This is a genomic window from Streptomyces sp. NPDC096205 (genome assembly GCF_044763135.1).
Lineage (GTDB): Bacteria > Actinomycetota > Actinomycetes > Streptomycetales > Streptomycetaceae > Streptomyces.
The window spans coordinates 278,458-295,306 of sequence record NZ_JBIWFS010000007.1 but is presented as its reverse complement, the minus strand read 5'-3'; the positions used below and the strand labels follow the sequence as shown (position 1 = coordinate 295,306).

Genomic DNA, 16,849 nt, shown 5'->3' with positions numbered 1-16,849 from the left:
TGTGGGTTTGGGGCGGTCGGCCGGGGGGGGGGGGGGGGGGGGGGGGGGGGGGGGGGGGCGCCCCCCCCCCCCCCCCCCCCCCTCGTCGTACGACGCTCAGAACTTGTTCTTGGGCGTGATTCCCAGCGACAGGCCCGACAGGCCGCGCTGGCGGCCGCCCAGCTTGCCGGCGATGGCGCGCAGGGCCGAGCCCGCCGGGCTGTCCGGGTCCGTCAGGACGACCGGCTTGCCCTCGTCGCCGCCCTCGCGGAGGCGGACGTCGATGGGGATGGAGCCGAGGACGGGGACGTTGGTGCCCGTCGTACGGGTCAGGCCGTCGGCGACGAGCTGGCCGCCGCCGGTGCCGAAGACGTCGACCATCTCGCCGCAGTGCGGGCAGGGCAGGCCCGACATGTTCTCGACCACGCCCACGATCTTCTGGTGGGTCTGGACGGCGATGGAGCCGGCCCGCTCGGCGACCTCGGCCGCCGCCTGCTGCGGGGTCGTCACGACGAGGATCTCGGCGTTGGGGACCAGCTGGGCCACGGAGATCGCGATGTCACCGGTGCCGGGCGGCAGGTCCAGGAGCAGGACGTCCAGGTCGCCCCAGTACACGTCCGCGAGGAACTGCTGGAGCGCGCGGTGGAGCATCGGGCCGCGCCACACCACCGGGGCGTTGCCCGGGGTGAACATGCCGATGGAGATGACCTTCACGCCGTTCGCCGACGGCGGCATGATCATGTTCTCGACCTGGGTGGGCCGGCCGTCGGCGCCCAGCATGCGGGGCACGGAGTGGCCGTAGATGTCGGCGTCGACGACACCGACCTTGAGGCCGTCGGCCGCCATCGCCGCCGCCAGGTTCACCGTCACCGAGGACTTGCCGACGCCGCCCTTGCCGGAGGCGACCGCGTACACGCGGGTCAGTGAGCCGGGCTTGGCGAAGGGGACCTCGCGCTCGGTCTGGCCGCCGCGCAGCGCCGTCGCCAGCTCCTTGCGCTGCTCGTCGCTCATCACGTCCAGCGTGACGTCGACGCGGGTGACGCCCTCGACGCGGGAGACCGCGTCGGTCACGCGCTGCGTGATGGTGTCGCGCATGGGGCAACCGGAGACCGTCAGGTACACGGTGACCGCGACCGCTCCGTCCGCACCGATCTCCACCGACTTGACCATCCCGAGTTCCGTGATGGGCCGGTTGATCTCGGGGTCGTTGACTGTCGCCAGTGCTTCGCGCACCGCGTCTTCCGTAACCATAAGGACGATGGTACGGCTCGGTAGCCCCGCTTCGGGAAGGGTGTACATCACTCCTCTCGGGCGCCCGCGCCGGGAATACCCGGCGGTTCCCGGTCAGGTCCCAGGTCTGCTTTCTGGCGGAACTCCTCGTCCCGGTACTCTGCGGTAGCCGCTGAAGGACACGTCGGAAAGGCACCGCACCTGTGACTGCGATTCCCCAGGGCCGTATCCGCCGCAGGGTCGGACTGGCCGGCGCGGTGTGCGCGCTGGCCGTGACCGGCCTGGGGCTCACGGGATGCAGCGAGGAGGACCCGGACGCGGGCACCAACGGGGTCGGCAAGCTCCCCCCGGCCAAGATCCAGGCCGAGACCCGCACGGCGGCCGGTGCCGCGGACGCGGTGCATCTGTCGGGGACCGTGGTCGCGGGCGGGAGCACGTACGAGCTGGACATGCGGCTGAAGGACGACGGCGGCTCCGGCTCGCTGACCGCGCAGGGCGCGACCTTCGAGCTGCTCCGCATCGACGACGAGCTCTACCTCAAGGCGGACGCCGCCTTCTGGGACCACGAGGACGGCAAGGACGGCACGGACGGCTCCGACGAGGACGACTCGGCGGCCGCCGCCGACAAGCTCGGCGGCAAGTACGTGAAGGTCCCGCAGGGCGACCCCGCCTACAAGCGGTTCAGCGGCTTCACCGACATGGACGTCCTGCTGGACGGACTGCTCACGCTGCACGGCGCGCTGGCCACCGACGGCCATCACGAGCAGGCGGGCGTGCGCACCATCCGCATCACCGGCGACAAGGGTTCCGGCGGCACCCTGGACGTCTCCCTCCAGGGCAAGCCGTACCCGCTGCGCCTGATCCGCGCCGGCGACGCGGGCACGCTCCGCTTCTCCGACTGGGGCGAGGACTTCGCGCTGAAGCAGCCGCCGAAGGACGAGACCGTGGACTACGGCCGGCAGCTGCCGACGTCCTAGGGCCTGTCTGGCAAATTCCCGGCGTCGCCAGGAGGCGGAAGCGCCTCGCAGCCGGCCTGATCCGGAAGACAGGCCCTAGCGCCGCCTCTGTCAGCGCTTGGCGCGCCTCTTCTTCAGCAGCAGGCGCGGCAGAGCCGCCGGAATCGGCTGACGGGTCGTCGCCGGTGTCGGCAGCGGCGCCTCGGCGAGGGAGCCGTCGGGCAGGTCGCTGGTGGCGCCGGTGGGCTCCAGGCGCAGCACTCGGCACTCGCGGGCCCAGCGGCCGGGCATGGCCTCGCCGTCGGGGGCGTTGAGCCGCTTGCCCTTCAGCTCGGCGACGGCCGCCTCCCACGCCTCGGAGCCGGGCGCGAGCTCGACGGCCTTCGCGGACCAGGCGACGAGCCGGCCGCCCTTGTCCTTGCTGCGTACGGTGACCTCGGCGGCGGCCCCGTCGGCCAGCCCCGGCAGCGGCTGTTCCCCCGGCCCGTCGCCGACCACGCAGGCCGCGCCCTCGTGCCACACGTGCCACAGCGCACGGCCGGCCGGGGCACCGGCGCCCCGGACCCAGATGAGCCCGGACTTCTTGGTGGCCTCCTCGACGAGGGCCCGCTCGAGCAGCTCGCTTGTCATGCGCCCAGCCTATCGGGGCGCTGTCACAGCCAGCCGTTGCGCTTGAGGGTGCGGTGGATGCCGAGACAGATCATGGCGGTGACGCCCAGCACCATCGGGTAGCCGTACTTCCAGCCCAGCTCCGGCATGTGCTCGAAGTTCATGCCGTACACGCCACAGACCATGGTCGGTACGGCGACGATCGCGGCCCACGACGTGATCTTGCGCATGTCCTCGTTCTGCGCGACGGACGCCTGGGCGAGGTTGGCCTGGAGGATGGAGTTGAGCAGCTCGTCGAAGCCCATGACCTGCTCCTGCACCCGGGCGAGGTGGTCGGCGACGTCCCGGAAGTACTTCTGGATGTCCGGGTCGATCAGCCGCATCGGCCGCTCGCTCAGCAGCTGCATGGGCCGCACCAGCGGGGACACGGCCCGCTTGAACTCCAGCACCTCGCGCTTGAGCTGGTAGATCCGGCCGGCGTCGGTGCCGCGCGGGCTGCCCTTGCGGCCCGGCGAGAAGACCTCGGTCTCGACTTCCTCGATGTCGTCCTGCACGGCGTCGGCGACCGCGATGTAGCCGTCGACGACATGGTCGGCGATGGCGTGCAGCACGGCGGAGGGGCCCTTGGCGAGCAGCTCCGGCTCGTCCTGGAGGCGGTGGCGCAGCGCGCGCAGCGAGCCCTGGCCGCCGTGCCGGACGGTGATGAAGAAGTCCCGGCCGGTGAAGCACATGACCTCGCCGGTCTCGACGATCTCGCTGTTGGGGGTGAGCTCGTCGTGCTCGACGTAGTGGATGGTCTTGAAGACGGTGAACAGCGAGTCGTCGTAGCGCTCCAGCTTGGGCCGCTGGTGGGCCTGCACGGCGTCCTCGACGGCCAGCGGGTGCAGCCCGAACTCGCTGGCGATACCGGCGAATTCGGCCTCGGTCGGCTCGTGGAGCCCGATCCACACGAACCCGCCGTCGCGGCGCACCTGGCGCATCGCCTCGTGCGGTCCGACGGGCTTGCCGAAGTCCACGCGGGCGCCGTCTCGGTAGACCGCGCAGTCGACGACGGCCGAGGGGGTGCCGGGGTCGCGCGTGGTGTCGTAGCCGCCGGTCTCCTTGCGCAGGGTCGGGCGGGCGGGGCGCACTACGGACCGCAGGTCGCGGATCATCGACATGGCAGGCTCCTTCGCGGGCGGGCAGCGCATGGCGGCCTGCGAACGGGTGGAACTGCCCGGAATGGGGACGTCCTGACGCTGGGATGTTTGGCACGTCCACAAAGCGGGGAGCACCGCACCGTCGCGGTGGCTGACTTCGCTGCCGGTCAGATCAGGTCAGATCAGACAGTTCTGGCAGAACGAAACGAAGTGCTCTTCCGTGGTGACGCGCGGGAGCGGCGGCGGAAAGGCTTGAGCCGGAAGAAGGACAGCTACTTCAGCGGCCGGAAGAGCGGGTGGTACTGCACGGTCGACTTCGGTCCATCGCAGCCCCACCTCCTCCGGTCGGTCCCTCGTAAGGGAGATCCATCGGCGTCGGGCGAAGATGCGCGACGCTTCTGCGTGCTGCCCGACCGGCCAAGAGTATCAGCCGACTGAAGTGTCAAGGCGCCGCTTTGCCTTGTACTGACGAGTTCTATGCTCGCCGCATGGTTGATGTTCTCGCTCTGGTCGAGGCCCGGTTGCGTACCGCGCTCGGCGAACCGGACGCCCGCGCGGCGGTCACCTTCCTCGGCACCGACCGTGTCGAGGTGCTCCGCTTCCAGGGCGACGGCATCGTCCGCTACGCCACCCTCGGCATGTCCGCTCACCCCATGACGGACCCCACCGCGATGGTCGCCGACCCCGTCAAGGGTCCGCGCGCCGAGCTGGTGCTGTCCGTGCGCGCGGGGCTCGCCGACACCGACAAGGTGCTCAGGCCGCTCGCCGTGCTGGCCGCGTCGCCGCAGGTGGAGGGCGTGGTCGTGGCGCCCGGTGCCTCGCTGGACGTCGGTGAGCCGCTGTGGCCGGGCGCGCCCTTCAGCTCGGTCCTGGTCGCCGAGCCGGGCGGCCTGGTGGAGGACCTGGAGCTGGACGAGCCGCTCGACCCGGTCCGCTTCCTGCCGCTGCTGCCGATGACGCCGAACGAGGCCGCCTGGAAGCGGGTGCACGGCGCCCAGGCCCTCCAGGAGCGCTGGCTGAACCACGGCACCGACCTGCGCGACCCCGCGCGCGCCTCCGTACCGCTGGCGTGAGCGAGGACCCGGGCGGCGCGTGAGCGATGTCACCAACCGCCGGATCGATTGGGCCGGTTGGTGGACCCCGCGACACTGCCTGAAGGTGAGCGTTCCCTCCGGACGGGTGATCGTCCTTGACGAGACGGTGTCGGGGTAGGAGCGTGGAGCCCTATGAGGGGCGAACCCAGTTGCCCGAAGTGCGGTGGCCGGGTCAGGGCTCCCGGTCTCTTCGCCGATTCCTGGCAGTGCGGCCTCCACGGCACGGTGCATCCGGTGCAGCCCGTGATCCCGCCGAGCGTCGAGGCTCTCGGCGTGGTGGTGCACCGCACCAAGGTGCCGGTGTGGATGCCGTGGCCGCTGCCGGTCGGCTGGCTCTTCACGGGCGTGGCCAGTGCAGGTGACGACCGCAGCGGCGGTCGCGCGACGGCCGTCGCGTGCTCCGGACCCGGTCCGCTCGGCGGTATGGGCGAGCTGATCCTGGTCGCGGAGGAACTCGGCGTCGGCCTCGGCGCGCGCTACGCCGGTATCGACGGCCCCGATCCGGGCCCGTATCTCGACGTGGAGAAACCACCCCAGGCGAAAGTCCTCGCGGCCGGCCGCCCGACCTCGCTGTGGCATGTCTCCGGCACCCCGGACGACCGCGCCGTCTTCGCAGGAGAGGCCCTCGGCCTATGGCTCTGGGCCGTCGTCTGGCCCGAACAGTCCGGCCTCCTGATGTACGAGGACATGGTCCTGGCGGACCTGAGGGAGGCGGGCGCGGAGGTGGAACTGGTCCCGTGCGGGGCCTTGTCGCCGCGCTTGCTGAAGCCGTAGGTGGTGCCCGCGGTCCGTGGGCGGCTGCGGGTTCGTTGTGGCTTGTCGCGCAGTTCCCCGCGCCCCTGAGGGCGTCGATGTAAAGGTCACTTCCCCTGTACGGGTGTGACGGGGTATCCCGAAAACCCAGTTATCCTGAGGTGTCCCCGTCCGCCCGTCACCGCCTGGAGTCCGCGTGCGTATCGACCTGCACACCCACTCCACCGCGTCCGACGGCACGGACACCCCGGCCGAGCTGGTACGACGTGCGGCCGCCGCCGGCCTGGACGTCATCGCCCTCACCGACCACGACACCACGAGGGGCCACGCAGAGGCGCTCGCCGCACTGCCGCAGAGCCTCACGCTGGTGACCGGCGCCGAACTGTCCTGCCGTATCGACGGCACGAGCATGCACATGCTCGCCTACCTCTTCGACGCCGCCGAGCCCGCGCTGCTCGCCGAGCGGGAGCTGGTGCGCGACGACCGGGTGCCGCGGGCCAAGGGCATGGTCGCCAGGCTGAACGAACTGGGTGTGCCCGCCACCTGGGAGCAGGTCGCGCGGATCGCAGGGGACGGCTCGGTCGGTCGGCCGCACATCGCCACCGCGCTGGTCGAGCTGGGCGTCGTCCCCACGGTGAGCGACGCCTTCACCGAGCAGTGGCTCGCGGACGGCGGCCGGGCGTTCGTGGAGAAGCACGAGACCGACCCCTTCGAGGCGATCCGGCTGGTCAAGGGCGCCGGCGGAGTCGCGGTGTTCGCGCACCCCGCGGCCGTCAAGCGGGGCCGTACGGTGCCGGAGTCCGCGATCGCCGCGATGGCGGAGGCCGGGCTCGACGGGATCGAGGTCGACCACATGGACCACGACCCGGACACCCGCGCCCGGCTGCGCGGACTGGCCAAGGAGCTGGGCCTGCTGGTCACCGGCTCCAGCGACTACCACGGCAGCCGCAAGACCGTCGCGCTCGGCGAGTTCACGACCGACCCCGAGGTGTACGGGGAGATCACCCGGCGCGCGACGGGCGCGTTCCCGGTCCCGGGTACCGGCGGAGCCTGAGGGCCCTGAGGGCCACCCCGCGCTCACCTCCGTACACCCTCTTCTTCAGCAAGGCCTGTGTCACACCCATGTTCGACATCGCTGTCTTCGGCTCACTCTTTTTGACCCTGTTCGTCATCATGGATCCCCCCGGGATCACCCCGATCTTCCTGGCGCTGACCGCCGGCCGTCCGGCCAAGGTGCAGAAGCGGATGGCCTTCCAGGCCGTCTGTGTGGCGGGCGGGGTCATCGCCGTCTTCGGGGTCCTCGGCCACCAGATCCTGAACTACCTGCATGTGTCCGTCCCCGCGCTGATGATCGCGGGCGGGCTGCTGCTCCTGCTGATCGCCCTCGATCTGCTCACCGGCAAGACCGACGAGCCGAAGGCGACCAAGGACGTCAATGTGGCGCTCGTGCCGCTGGGCATGCCGCTGCTGGCCGGGCCGGGCGCGATCGTGTCCGTGATCCTCGCCGTGCAGAAGGCCGACAGCGTGGCCACGCAGCTGTCGGTGTGGACGGCGATCGTCGCCATCCATGTCGTGCTGTGGCTGGTGATGCGCTACTCGCTGCTGATCATCCGCGTCATCAAGGACGGCGGCGTCGTGCTGGTCACCCGGCTCGCGGGCATGATGCTGTCCGCGATCGCCGTGCAGCAGATCATCAACGGCGTCACCCAGGTGATCCAGGGCAGCTGAGCCCCGGTGGATGCGGCGGAGCCCCGTACGGCAGTGGCCGTACGGGGCTCCGAAGCTTCTGTGGGTAGGGATCCGCGTTATGAGGCCGCGGTGTCGGCCGGGCGGATCCACAGGCGCTGTCCGATGGCGGCGGCCTGCTGAACGATCCGGTTGACGGAGGCGGCGTCCACGACGGTGCTGTCCACGGGCGTGCCGTCGACGTCGTCGAGTCGCATGATTTCGAAGCGCATGGGCTTCTCCCTTCGTCTGGTCATCCTCCTGAGGAGAATTGCTGCGTACGTAGGTATCCAACGAGGTGCGTGTTACAAACATTCCCTACGCTAAAGAAATTTTTCGAACAACTAATTACTAGCGAGTAAGGGGCGTCCTGGCGAGCATCTCGTGGACCCTACGGGACCAGTTGTACTCGCAGCGTGACGATAAGGACAATGGGCAGCGATGAACGACGACCTCGCGGCCCTCGCGGCCCGCATCGACCGCACCAACGAACTGCTCCAGCGCATGCTCGCCGAGGTGGCGAAGACCCCCTCGACGCACGCGATCTTCGTCGACGCGGGGTACCTCTACGCGGCCGCGGGCCGGCTCGTCGCAGGCACCGAGGACCGGCGCGCCTTCGACGTGGACGCCGAGGGGCTGATCGAGGCGCTCATCGACCGCGCCCGCCAGGTCTTCGCCGACAGCCGGCTGCTGCGCGTCTATTGGTACGACGGTGCCCGGCGCCGCATCCACACCCTCGAGCAGCAGTCGATCGCCGAGCTGCCGGACGTCAAGGTCCGCCTCGGCAACCTCAACGCCAACAACCAGCAGAAGGGCGTCGACTCCCTCATCCGCAGCGACCTGGAGTCCCTGGCCCGGCACCGCGCCATCAGCGACGCGGCCCTCCTCGGCGGCGACGAGGACCTGGTCTCCGCCGTCGAGGCGGCCCAGGGCTACGGAGCCCGCGTGCACCTGTGGGGCATCGAGGCCCCGGAGGGCCGCAACCAGGCCGAGCCGCTGCTGTGGGAGGTCGACAGCCAGCGCACCCTCGACCTCGACTTCTTCAAGCCGTACGTCAGCCGCCGTACGGCCGCCCCCGCCTACGACCCGGCCGGCACCGTGAACCGGCCCACCCGCGAGAAGGTACGGTTCGTCGGGGCGCAGATCGCCGCCAAGTGGCTGGCCGAGCGCGGCCGCGAGGCACTGGTCGAGCTGCTGCCGGGCCACCCCTATCTGCCCGGCTCGGTCGACCAGGACCTGCTGGTGGAGGCCGAGGGCATGCTCCAGTACTCCCTGCGCGGCCAGGCCGACCTGCGGCGGGCGCTGCGGGACGGGTTCTGGGAGCACATCCAGACGCAGTACTAGACGGGGTCGCCGTCCCAGAAGCCGGCGAGGGCCTCGGCCGTGCGCAGCGGCTGGTCCACGTTCGGGGAGTGCTCGGCGCCCTCGACGACCGTACGGTGCGCGTGCAGCCGTACGGCCATCTCGTCCAGCAGCGGCACCGGCCAGGTGTCGTCGAAGGACCCCGACAGCACATGGAACGGCAGCGGGAGCGCGGCCAGTTCGGCGACCCGGTCCGGCTCCGAGCACAGCTGCCGGCCCGTCGCGAGGAGCTGGGCCGGCTGGTGGCGCAGCCAGCGGCGGCGCAGATGGTCCTGGCCGGCGGAGGGGCCGTCGACGTCCTCGGGCGGGTCCGTCGCGCGGATCGCCTCCCAGACCTCCTCCATCGTCATCACCGCGAGCGCGTCGTGCAGCAGCTTCACGCGCGCCTGCTGCGACGCGGAGATCCGCGCCGGGCCCGAGGCGACGAGGGTCAGCGAGGCGAAGGGGGAGTGGTCCAGCAGTACGGCCGCGCGGGCGATCTGGCCGCCCAGGGAGTGGCCGAGCAGGTGCAACGGGCCCGCGTCCCGCAGCGCGGCCGCCTGGGCGAGCACGTCCCGCGCCAGCTCCTGCTGGGCGTACGCCGACTCGTCGTCCCTCGGTCCCTCGGACTCGAACTGTCCGCGGCCGTCCACCGCGACCGTGCGGTAGCCGCGGGCCGCGAGCGGCTGGTGCAGGAGGTGGAAGTCCTCCTTGCTGCCCGTGAATCCGGGCAGCAGCAGGGCGACGCCCTTGCGGGGCCGGCCGGGCTCCGCGTCGTGATCGACGACCGCGAAGTCGCCGCGCGCGGTGTGCAGACGGTAGGCGCGGGCGCCGACGGGCGGGTCCAGAGTCGGGGGCTTGCTCACGGGGTGAGCGTAACGGGAAGGCCGAGCCGCGAAGACGCCGACGGCCCGGCTCCCCGGGTGAGGGGAGCCGGGCCGTCAGGCGTTCGGATCAGCCTTCGACGGGCTCGGCGGCAGCCGTGGCCTTGCGGGTGCGGCGCGGCTTGACCTCCGCGTCCGTGGCCGTGGCGGCCGTCTTCCGCGTGCGCCGCGGCTTGGGCTGCGGCTCCTCCGTGGCCTGCGCCGGGATCTCGGCGGTGGGCGCGGCGGCCGTGGCCTTGCGGGTGCGGCGGACCTTCGGCGCGGCCTCGGCCGTCTCCGTGACCTCGGCCTCCGCGGCCTTGGCAGCGGCCGTCTTGCGCGTGCGCTTCGGCTTGGCCTCCACGCCCTCGGCCGTGTCGACGGTCTCGGTCGCGGCGGAGGCGGCGGTCTTGCGGGTGCGCTTCGGCTTGGCCTCGGCGGTCTCCGCGGTCTCGGCCTCGGCGGCCTTGGCGGCGGCCGTCTTGCGGGTGCGCTTCGGCTTCGCCTCGGCGGTCTCCGCGTCGGTGGCCGGTGCCGGTGCCGTGGCCGCGGTCTTGCGGGTGCGGCGCGGCTTGGCCTCGGCGGCCTCGGCCGTGTCGACGGCCTCGGTCGCGGCGGAGGCGGCGGTCTTGCGGGTGCGCTTCGGCTTGGCCTCGGCGGTCTCCGTGACCTCGGCCTCGGCGGCCTTGGTGGCGGCCGTCTTGCGCGTGCGCTTCGGCTTCGCCTCCGCGCCCTCGGCCGTGTCGACGGCGGTGGCGGCAGCCTTGCGCGTACGGCGCGGCTTGGCCTCCGGCTCCTCCGTGGCCTGGGCCGGGATCTCGGCGGCGGGCGCCTCCGGCTCGGCCGTGGCGGCCTTACGGGTACGGCGGCGCGGCTTGGCCTCGGCGGCCTCGGCGGTGTCGACCGCGGCCTCGGCGGACGCGGCCGCCTTACGGGTGCGACGCGGCTTGACGACGGGGACCTCGGGCGCCTCGACGGCAGGCGTCTCCACGACCTGCGCGGCTTCCACGGCCGGAGCCTCCACCACAGCGGCCTCGGCCGCCATCTCCGCCGAGCGGCGGGTGCGGCGGCGGCGCGGCTTGGCCTCCGCGTTCTCCTCGGCCACCGGCGTCACCGGCGCCTCGGGGGCGTCCAGCACGGCCGGGGCCTGCGCCTCGACGACCTCGGCGGCCGGGGCCGTGGTGGCGACGACCGGCGCACCGGAGGCACCGCCACGCGTACGGCGACGGCGGCGCGGGGTGCGCGGCGTGCTCACGCCCTCGGCGGCAGGGGCCTCGACGGCCTCCTGCGCCGGAGCGGCCGTACCGGCGACGGCCGCGGTGCCCTCCTCCAGCGTCGCTCCGCCGCGCGTACGGCGGCGACGGCGCGGCGTACGGGCCGGACGCTCGCGCTCGGCGGCGCGGGGCTCCTCACGGCCGCCCCGGCCACCGCGACCGCGCGGACCGCGTCCGCCCGGCTCGCCCAGGTCCTCCAGCTCCTCCGCAGCCAGCCCGGCGCGCGTGCGCTCCGAGCGCGGCAGGACACCCTTGGTGCCGGCCGGGATGCCGAGGTCCTCGAAGAGGTGCGGGGAGCTCGAGTACGTCTCCACCGGGTCGTTGAAGCCCAGGTCCAGCGCCTTGTTGATCAGCTGCCAGCGCGGGATGTCGTCCCAGTCGACGAACGTGATCGCCGTGCCCTTGGCGCCCGCGCGGCCCGTACGGCCGACGCGGTGCAGGTACGTCTTCTCGTCCTCGGGGGACTGGTAGTTGATGACGTGGGTGACACCCTCGACGTCGATGCCGCGCGCGGCGACGTCGGTGCAGACGAGGACGTCCACCTTGCCGTTGCGGAAGGCGCGCAGCGCCTGCTCGCGGGCACCCTGGCCGAGGTCGCCGTGGACCGCGCCGGCCGCGAAACCGCGGGTCTGGAGCTGCTCGGCGATGTCGGCGGCGGTGCGCTTGGTGCGGCAGAAGATCATCGCGAGCCCGCGGCCGTCGGCCTGCAGGATGCGGGCGACCATCTCCGGCTTGTCCATGTTGTGCGCGCGGTAGACGAACTGCTTGATGTTCGCGACCGTCGCGCCCTCGTCGTCCGGCGCCGTGGCGCGGATGTGCGTGGGCCGGGACATGTAGCGGCGGGCCAGGCCGATGACCGCGCCCGGCATGGTGGCCGAGAACAGCATGGTCTGGCGCTTGGCCGGGAGCATGTTGATGATCTTCTCGACGTCGGGCAGGAAGCCCAGGTCGAGCATCTCGTCGGCCTCGTCGAGGACGAGGGACTTCACGCTGCTGAGGTCGAGCTTCTTCTGGCCCGCGAGGTCGAGCAGCCGGCCCGGGGTGCCGACGACCACGTCGACGCCCTTCTTCAGGGCCTCCACCTGGGGCTCGTAGGCACGGCCGCCGTAGATCGCGAGGACGCGCACGTTGCGCACCTTGCCGGCGGTCAGCAGGTCGTTGGTGACCTGCGTGCACAGCTCACGCGTGGGGACGACGACGAGCGCCTGGGGCGCGTTGGTGAGGTCCTCGGGCTTCGCGCGGCCGGCCTCGACGTCGGCGGGGACGGTGACGCGCTCGAGGAGCGGGAGGCCGAAGCCCAGCGTCTTGCCGGTGCCGGTCTTGGCCTGGCCGATGACATCCGTGCCGGAGAGGGCGACGGGGAGGGTCATCTCCTGGATGGGGAAGGGGGTGACGATGCCGACGGCCTCCAGGGCCTCGGCGGTCTCGGGAAGGATTCCGAGCTCTCGGAACGTCGTAGTCAGGGTGCTGCCTCTTCTGTGTGCGCGGCGCGAGGCGAGCGCGGGGGTCGTGTCTGACCGTGCCGGGGGACGTCGGCCGCCTCACGGGCTGGCCGTGGGGCACGGGACCTCTGCCGACGCTCTAGCGCTCGTACCGCTGAGGGTGTCCCCCTCCGGGGGCCGTACGCACAGTGCCGTACGGTCGGGGAGGGCTGTCGGGTCGGAGCCGATCGGGCCACCGACCGGGCATCCTCATACGTGCGGCCTGTCGAGGTACGGTGCGCCCGACGCGTCGGCATGACGTGTCGAACGTGCCTACGTACCAGCAGGCGCATTACCACCATACCCCGGATTGGCGCACACGTGATGGCCGATTCGGTCACGTTGTCGTCGTCACACTCCTGGGCGCGGTCCTTCGCGTCGTCGTGGTCACACTGACTGACCAGGGACTTCCCCCATGCGGCGAGCGGGCTATTGTGCGCTTCATGACGACCTCTGACAAGCCTGACAACGCCCCCGAGAACGCTGCCGAACCCACCGGCGTCGCCGCCCAGGACTGGGCGAAGGCGTCCGCCGAGCCGCAGTACCGCGCCGCGGTCGTGGACCTGCTCGGCGCGCTCGCGTACGGCGAGCTCGCGGCGTTCGAGCGGCTGGCCGAGGACGCGAAGCTGGCGCCGACGCTGGAGGACAAGGCGGAGCTGGCGAAGATGGCGTCGGCGGAGTTCCACCACTTCGAGCGGCTGCGGGACCGGCTGACGGAGATCGGCGCGGAGCCGACGGCGGCGATGGAGCCGTTCGTGGCCGCGCTGGACGGCTTCCACAAGCAGACGGCGCCGTCGGACTGGCTGGAGGGCCTGGTCAAGGCGTACGTCGGTGACTCGATCGCCAGCGACTTCTACCGGGAGGTCGCGGCCCGGCTGGACTCGGACACGCGCTCCCTGGTGCTGGCCGTCCTCGACGACACGGGGCACGCCGGGTTCGCCGTGGACCGGGTGCGCTCCGCGATCGAGGCGGACCCGCGCGTGGGCGGGCGCCTCGCGCTGTGGGCGCGACGGCTGATGGGCGAGGCCTTGTCGCAGTCGCAGCGGGTGGTCGCCGACCGGGACGCGCTGTCCACGATGCTGGTGGGCGGCGTGGCCGACGGGTTCGACCTCGCCGAGGTCGGCAAGATGTTCTCGCGGATCACCGAGGCGCACACCAAGCGGATGGCTGCGCTGGGCCTGGCGGCGTAACGCCCTGTGGGGGCGCTTCTGTTGTCTCGCGGCTGCGGGTCGTCTGTCTTGCGGCTGCGGGGCGTCCGGGGTTGCTCGCGCAGTTCCCCGCACCCCTGAAGGACCTAAGCCGTCACTGATCGTCGGCGCATTCTTCCCGCCGGGCGGACCAGCAGGGACAGGGACGCCGCCGAGACGATCAGGGCGCCCAGGAGGCTCAGGGGAATCGCGGCGGCGTCCAGGGCGGTGTGGGTGATGAAGTCACCGAAGAGGGCGCCGGCCACGCCGGTCGACAGGACCAGCGGACGGGACGGCAGGCGATGGGCCAGGCGGTGCGTCGCGGTCCAGGCGAGGGCGAGGCCGAGCAGAGCGGAGCCGAGCGCTTCCAAGATCATGAAGGGTCCCTCCCACGCGGCCGGCAGTGTGCTTCGCGGTCCTCGTCCGTCATACCCCTGACCTGCGGAATCCAATCCTCCCTCACAGGGGAGGACCTGCTCCGTCCGTGCACCGACACGCATGAGGGGCCCGGCAGCCGAAGCCGCCGGGCCCCTCATCCGGGCGTATCGCTTACAGGGCGCCGAAGCCCACCTTGCGGGGCGCCGGCTCGCCGAGCTCGACGTAGGCGAGGCGCTCGGCCGGGACGAGGACCTTGCGGCCGTGCTCGTCCACCAGGCTCAGCAGCTGCGACTTGCCGGACAGCGCCTCCGCCACGATGGCCTCGACTTCCTCGGCAGTCTGACCGCTCTCCAGAACGATCTCGCGCGGCGCGTGCTGCACGCCGATCTTGACCTCCACGGCTAAGTCCCTCCGAACGGTCAGTGAAGTGCGCGGACATCCGCGCCGTACCCAGCACACATTAGCCCGGTGAGGGGACGGACACGGTCCGGGCGGCCACGCCAACAGCGAACAGCCGCCGGGAACAAAACCCGGCGGCTGCCCTTGCCGCTTGTCTCTTGCTTCTCTTCCACGAACCTCAGTGGTGCTGATCCGTGCCGTGCAGCGGGAAGCCCGCGATGCCGCGCCAGGCCAGCGAGGTCAGCAGCTGCACCGCCTGGTCGCGCGGGACGCTGCGGTCGCTGTGCAGCCAGGAGCGGGCGACCACCTGGGCGAGGCCGCCCAGACCCGACGCCAGCAGCATCGACTCGGCGCGGGACAGCCCGGTGTCCTCGGCGATGACGTCGCAGATCGCCTCCGCGCAGTCGTTGGTGACCTTGTCGACGCGCTCGCGCACGGCGGGCTCGTTCGTCAGGTCCGACTCGAAGACCAGACGGAACGCGCCGCCGTCGTCCTCGACGTACGCGAAGTAGGCGTCCATGGTCGCCCGTACGCGCTGCTTGTTGTCGGTCGTCGACGCCAGCGCGCTGCGCACGGACTGGATCAGGGACTCGCAGTGCTGGTCCAGCAGTGCGAGATACAGGTCGAGCTTGCCCGGGAAGTGCTGGTAGAGCACCGGCTTGCTGACGCCGGCGCGCTCGGCGATGTCGTCCATCGCGGCCGCGTGATAGCCCTGCGCCACGAAGACTTCCTGAGCGGCGCCCAGCAGCTGGTTCCGTCGGGCACGGCGCGGCAGGCGCGTGCCTCGCGGGCGTGCCGCCTCTGTCTGCTCGATGGCTGTCACGCCGCCTCCCAAAATCGTCCACATGCGGTGTGCGCCGCGCCGCCATCGTACTTTTGGGTAACCCTGGTGTGCGCGGTGCGAGCGCAGAATTTCACGTACCGGACGGCGGCGAAAGCCGCGCAGACGGTTTTGAACAGGGGCTAAAGGGGCAGAGTTCGGCCTCTTGCCTGGTCAGCGGTAGTCGTCCTCGTCGAGGGAGACGACCCGGGCCTGTTCCGCCAGGTCCGCCTCGTTGCCCGCCCCCGGATCGATGTCCTTCAGCGAGTCGTCGCGGTCCGGTGCGACGTCGGTGTGCTGTTCGGCCGCGTCGGCTTCCGGCGCCTCGACGTCGTACTCCTCGCTCTCCCGTGTCTCCTCGTCCTCGAACGTCTCGGGATCGGTGGGGTCGACGGTCATGGCTGGGCTCCCTTCCTGCGTACGCCTACGAACGTCCCTGGGAAATGCAGGGGCCACACGCGGGTGCCCTCTGTACGAGCCTAGGAGACACCCGATCCGCACGCTATGCGATCCGCGTTCGGAGGGTCACGCGGTGCATGCGGTACGCGAGCGCATGCTGTGACGCCGAACACAGGGACACGCATGGGCCGGTGCGTGATCACCTCGTAACATTGCCGCATGTCTTCGACCGAGCTGCCGTCCGTGCCGACTGCCACCGTGCTCCCGAAGGTGGCGCCCGTCCGGGTCGCGGAGGGCGAGCGGCTGCGCTCGGTCGGTTTTCCCGGGATCACCCTGTCGGTGCGCTCGCGGCCGCCCGCGCGCGAGGGTCTCCCGCCCGCGCTGTACGTCCACGGCCTCGGCGGTTCCTCGCAGAACTGGACCGAGCTGATGCGGGTGCTCGACGGGGTCGTCGAGAGCGAGGCGCTCGACCTGCCCGGCTTCGGCGACTCTCCGCCGCCGGACGACGGCGACTACTCGGTCACCGGGCACGCGCGCGCGGTCATCCGCTATCTCGACGCCGCCGGACGCGGTCCCGTGCACCTCTTCGGCAACTCCCTCGGCGGCGCGGTCACCACCCGCGTCGCCGCCGTACGACCGGACCTCGTGCGCACGCTCACCCTGGTCTCGCCCGCGCTGCCGGAGTTGCGCGTGCAGCGCACCGCCGTGCCCACCGCGCTGCTGGCGCTGCCGGGCGTCGCCGCCCTCTTCGCGCGGTTGACCAAGGAGTGGACGGCCGAGCAGCGGGTCCGCGCGATGCTGGCGCTGTGTTACGGCGACCCCGGACGGGTGACGCCGGAGGGCTTTCGCAACGCCGTCGAGGAGATGGAGCGGCGGCTGCAGCTGCCGTACTTCTGGGACGCGATGGCGCGTTCCGCGCGCGGGATCGTCGACGCGTACACCCTCGGTGGCCAGCACGGACTGTGGCGTCAGGCGGAACGGGTCCTCGCGCCGACCCTGCTGATCTACGGCGCACGCGACCAGATGGTCGGCTTCCGAATGGCCCACAGGGCGGCCCGTGCTTTCCGCGACTCGCGCCTGCTGACGCTTCCGGACGCCGGGCACGTGGCCATGATGGAGTACCCCGAGACGGTGGCCACCGCCTTCCGGGACCTGCTCGCCTCCACGACCAGAGCCGAGGGCGGTGCCGTGAACACGACCGAGACCAAGAGGAGCTGAGGCG

At 71.7% G+C, this 16,849-nt stretch carries 18 protein-coding genes; 8 read left to right on the top strand and 10 right to left on the bottom strand.

Going from position 1 to position 16,849, the window contains the following annotated elements:
• Window positions 1-96 precede the first annotated feature (96 nt).
• Window positions 97-1,230 (bottom strand): Mrp/NBP35 family ATP-binding protein, encoded by a 1,134-nt coding sequence (locus ACIQ6Y_RS26195; RefSeq protein WP_404042418.1) that lies wholly within the window; start codon window positions 1,228-1,230, stop codon window positions 97-99.
• Window positions 1,231-1,412: 182 nt separating this feature from the next.
• Between ACIQ6Y_RS26195 and ACIQ6Y_RS26190 the strand changes: the two genes are divergently transcribed.
• Window positions 1,413-2,186 carry a hypothetical protein gene (locus tag ACIQ6Y_RS26190; RefSeq protein WP_404042417.1) on the top strand — a complete coding sequence of 258 codons (774 nt, stop codon included), beginning with the start codon at window positions 1,413-1,415 and terminating at the stop codon, window positions 2,184-2,186.
• Between the two features lie 90 nt (window positions 2,187-2,276).
• Here ACIQ6Y_RS26190 and ACIQ6Y_RS26185 read toward each other — a convergent pair whose 3' ends face one another.
• Both ACIQ6Y_RS26185 and ACIQ6Y_RS26180 read right to left on the bottom strand, forming a co-directional pair.
• The gene (locus ACIQ6Y_RS26185) at window positions 2,277-2,795 is read right to left on the bottom strand and encodes a hypothetical protein (protein ID WP_404042416.1); all 519 of its coding nucleotides are present in this window, start codon (window positions 2,793-2,795) and stop codon (window positions 2,277-2,279) included.
• Between the two features lie 23 nt (window positions 2,796-2,818).
• Window positions 2,819-3,934 carry a magnesium and cobalt transport protein CorA gene (locus ACIQ6Y_RS26180; RefSeq protein WP_404042415.1) on the bottom strand — a complete coding sequence of 372 codons (1,116 nt, stop codon included), beginning with the start codon at window positions 3,932-3,934 and terminating at the stop codon, window positions 2,819-2,821.
• Between the two features lie 467 nt (window positions 3,935-4,401).
• On the opposite strand from ACIQ6Y_RS26180, the gene ACIQ6Y_RS26175 reads away from it, so the two are divergent.
• From ACIQ6Y_RS26175 to ACIQ6Y_RS26160, 4 genes are all read left to right on the top strand, one after another.
• Window positions 4,402-4,986: a suppressor of fused domain protein gene (locus tag ACIQ6Y_RS26175; protein WP_404042414.1), complete on the top strand. Its 585-nt coding sequence runs from the start codon at window positions 4,402-4,404 to the stop codon at window positions 4,984-4,986.
• Window positions 4,987-5,139: 153 nt separating this feature from the next.
• A complete protein-coding gene (locus tag ACIQ6Y_RS26170) occupies window positions 5,140-5,781 on the top strand; it encodes a DUF6758 family protein (protein WP_404042413.1) in 642 nt (213 codons plus the stop codon).
• A 175-nt stretch (window positions 5,782-5,956) separates the two neighbouring features.
• On the top strand, window positions 5,957-6,814 hold the full coding sequence (locus ACIQ6Y_RS26165; protein WP_404042412.1) for a PHP domain-containing protein: 858 nt from the start codon (window positions 5,957-5,959) through the stop codon (window positions 6,812-6,814).
• Between the two features lie 68 nt (window positions 6,815-6,882).
• Window positions 6,883-7,488, top strand: coding sequence for a MarC family protein (locus ACIQ6Y_RS26160; RefSeq protein WP_404042411.1), 606 nt, complete (start codon window positions 6,883-6,885; stop codon window positions 7,486-7,488).
• A 77-nt stretch (window positions 7,489-7,565) separates the two neighbouring features.
• On the opposite strand, the gene ACIQ6Y_RS26155 is transcribed toward ACIQ6Y_RS26160, so the two are convergent.
• A complete protein-coding gene (locus ACIQ6Y_RS26155; protein WP_399323537.1) occupies window positions 7,566-7,718 on the bottom strand; it encodes a hypothetical protein in 153 nt (50 codons plus the stop codon).
• A gap of 208 nt (window positions 7,719-7,926) precedes the next feature.
• On the opposite strand from ACIQ6Y_RS26155, the gene ACIQ6Y_RS26150 reads away from it, so the two are divergent.
• A complete protein-coding gene (locus ACIQ6Y_RS26150) occupies window positions 7,927-8,829 on the top strand; it encodes an NYN domain-containing protein (protein WP_404042410.1) in 903 nt (300 codons plus the stop codon).
• Here ACIQ6Y_RS26150 and ACIQ6Y_RS26145 read toward each other — a convergent pair.
• Complete coding sequence (locus ACIQ6Y_RS26145; protein WP_404042409.1) at window positions 8,826-9,692, bottom strand: alpha/beta fold hydrolase; 867 nt, start codon at window positions 9,690-9,692, stop codon at window positions 8,826-8,828. The two genes, ACIQ6Y_RS26150 and ACIQ6Y_RS26145, sit on opposite strands and share 4 nt — an antisense overlap.
• A gap of 88 nt (window positions 9,693-9,780) precedes the next feature.
• Window positions 9,781-12,333, bottom strand: coding sequence for a DEAD/DEAH box helicase (locus ACIQ6Y_RS26140; protein WP_404042408.1), 2,553 nt, complete (start codon window positions 12,331-12,333; stop codon window positions 9,781-9,783).
• A gap of 545 nt (window positions 12,334-12,878) precedes the next feature.
• Here ACIQ6Y_RS26140 and ACIQ6Y_RS26135 point away from each other — a divergent pair.
• Window positions 12,879-13,634, top strand: coding sequence for a ferritin-like fold-containing protein (locus ACIQ6Y_RS26135; protein WP_404042407.1), 756 nt, complete (start codon window positions 12,879-12,881; stop codon window positions 13,632-13,634).
• 104 nt (window positions 13,635-13,738) lie between these two features.
• Here the strand turns inward: ACIQ6Y_RS26135 and ACIQ6Y_RS26130 are convergent, their stop codons facing one another.
• The 4 genes from ACIQ6Y_RS26130 to ACIQ6Y_RS26115 all read right to left on the bottom strand — a co-directional run bounded on the left by ACIQ6Y_RS26130 (window position 13,739) and on the right by ACIQ6Y_RS26115 (window position 15,627).
• Complete coding sequence (locus tag ACIQ6Y_RS26130) at window positions 13,739-14,008, bottom strand: hypothetical protein (protein ID WP_404042406.1); 270 nt, start codon at window positions 14,006-14,008, stop codon at window positions 13,739-13,741.
• 172 nt (window positions 14,009-14,180) lie between these two features.
• Window positions 14,181-14,408, bottom strand: coding sequence for a DUF3107 domain-containing protein (locus ACIQ6Y_RS26125; RefSeq protein ID WP_404042405.1), 228 nt, complete (start codon window positions 14,406-14,408; stop codon window positions 14,181-14,183).
• Between the two features lie 178 nt (window positions 14,409-14,586).
• Entirely contained in the window at window positions 14,587-15,231 is a 645-nt protein-coding gene (locus tag ACIQ6Y_RS26120) for a TetR/AcrR family transcriptional regulator (protein ID WP_404042404.1), read from the bottom strand.
• 171 nt (window positions 15,232-15,402) lie between these two features.
• The gene (locus ACIQ6Y_RS26115) at window positions 15,403-15,627 is read right to left on the bottom strand and encodes a hypothetical protein (protein ID WP_404042403.1); all 225 of its coding nucleotides are present in this window, start codon (window positions 15,625-15,627) and stop codon (window positions 15,403-15,405) included.
• A gap of 219 nt (window positions 15,628-15,846) precedes the next feature.
• Here ACIQ6Y_RS26115 and ACIQ6Y_RS26110 point away from each other — a divergent pair, with 219 nt between their 5' ends.
• Window positions 15,847-16,845, top strand: coding sequence for an alpha/beta fold hydrolase (locus ACIQ6Y_RS26110; RefSeq protein ID WP_404042402.1), 999 nt, complete (start codon window positions 15,847-15,849; stop codon window positions 16,843-16,845).
• The last annotated feature ends 4 nt before the right edge of the window (window positions 16,846-16,849 follow it).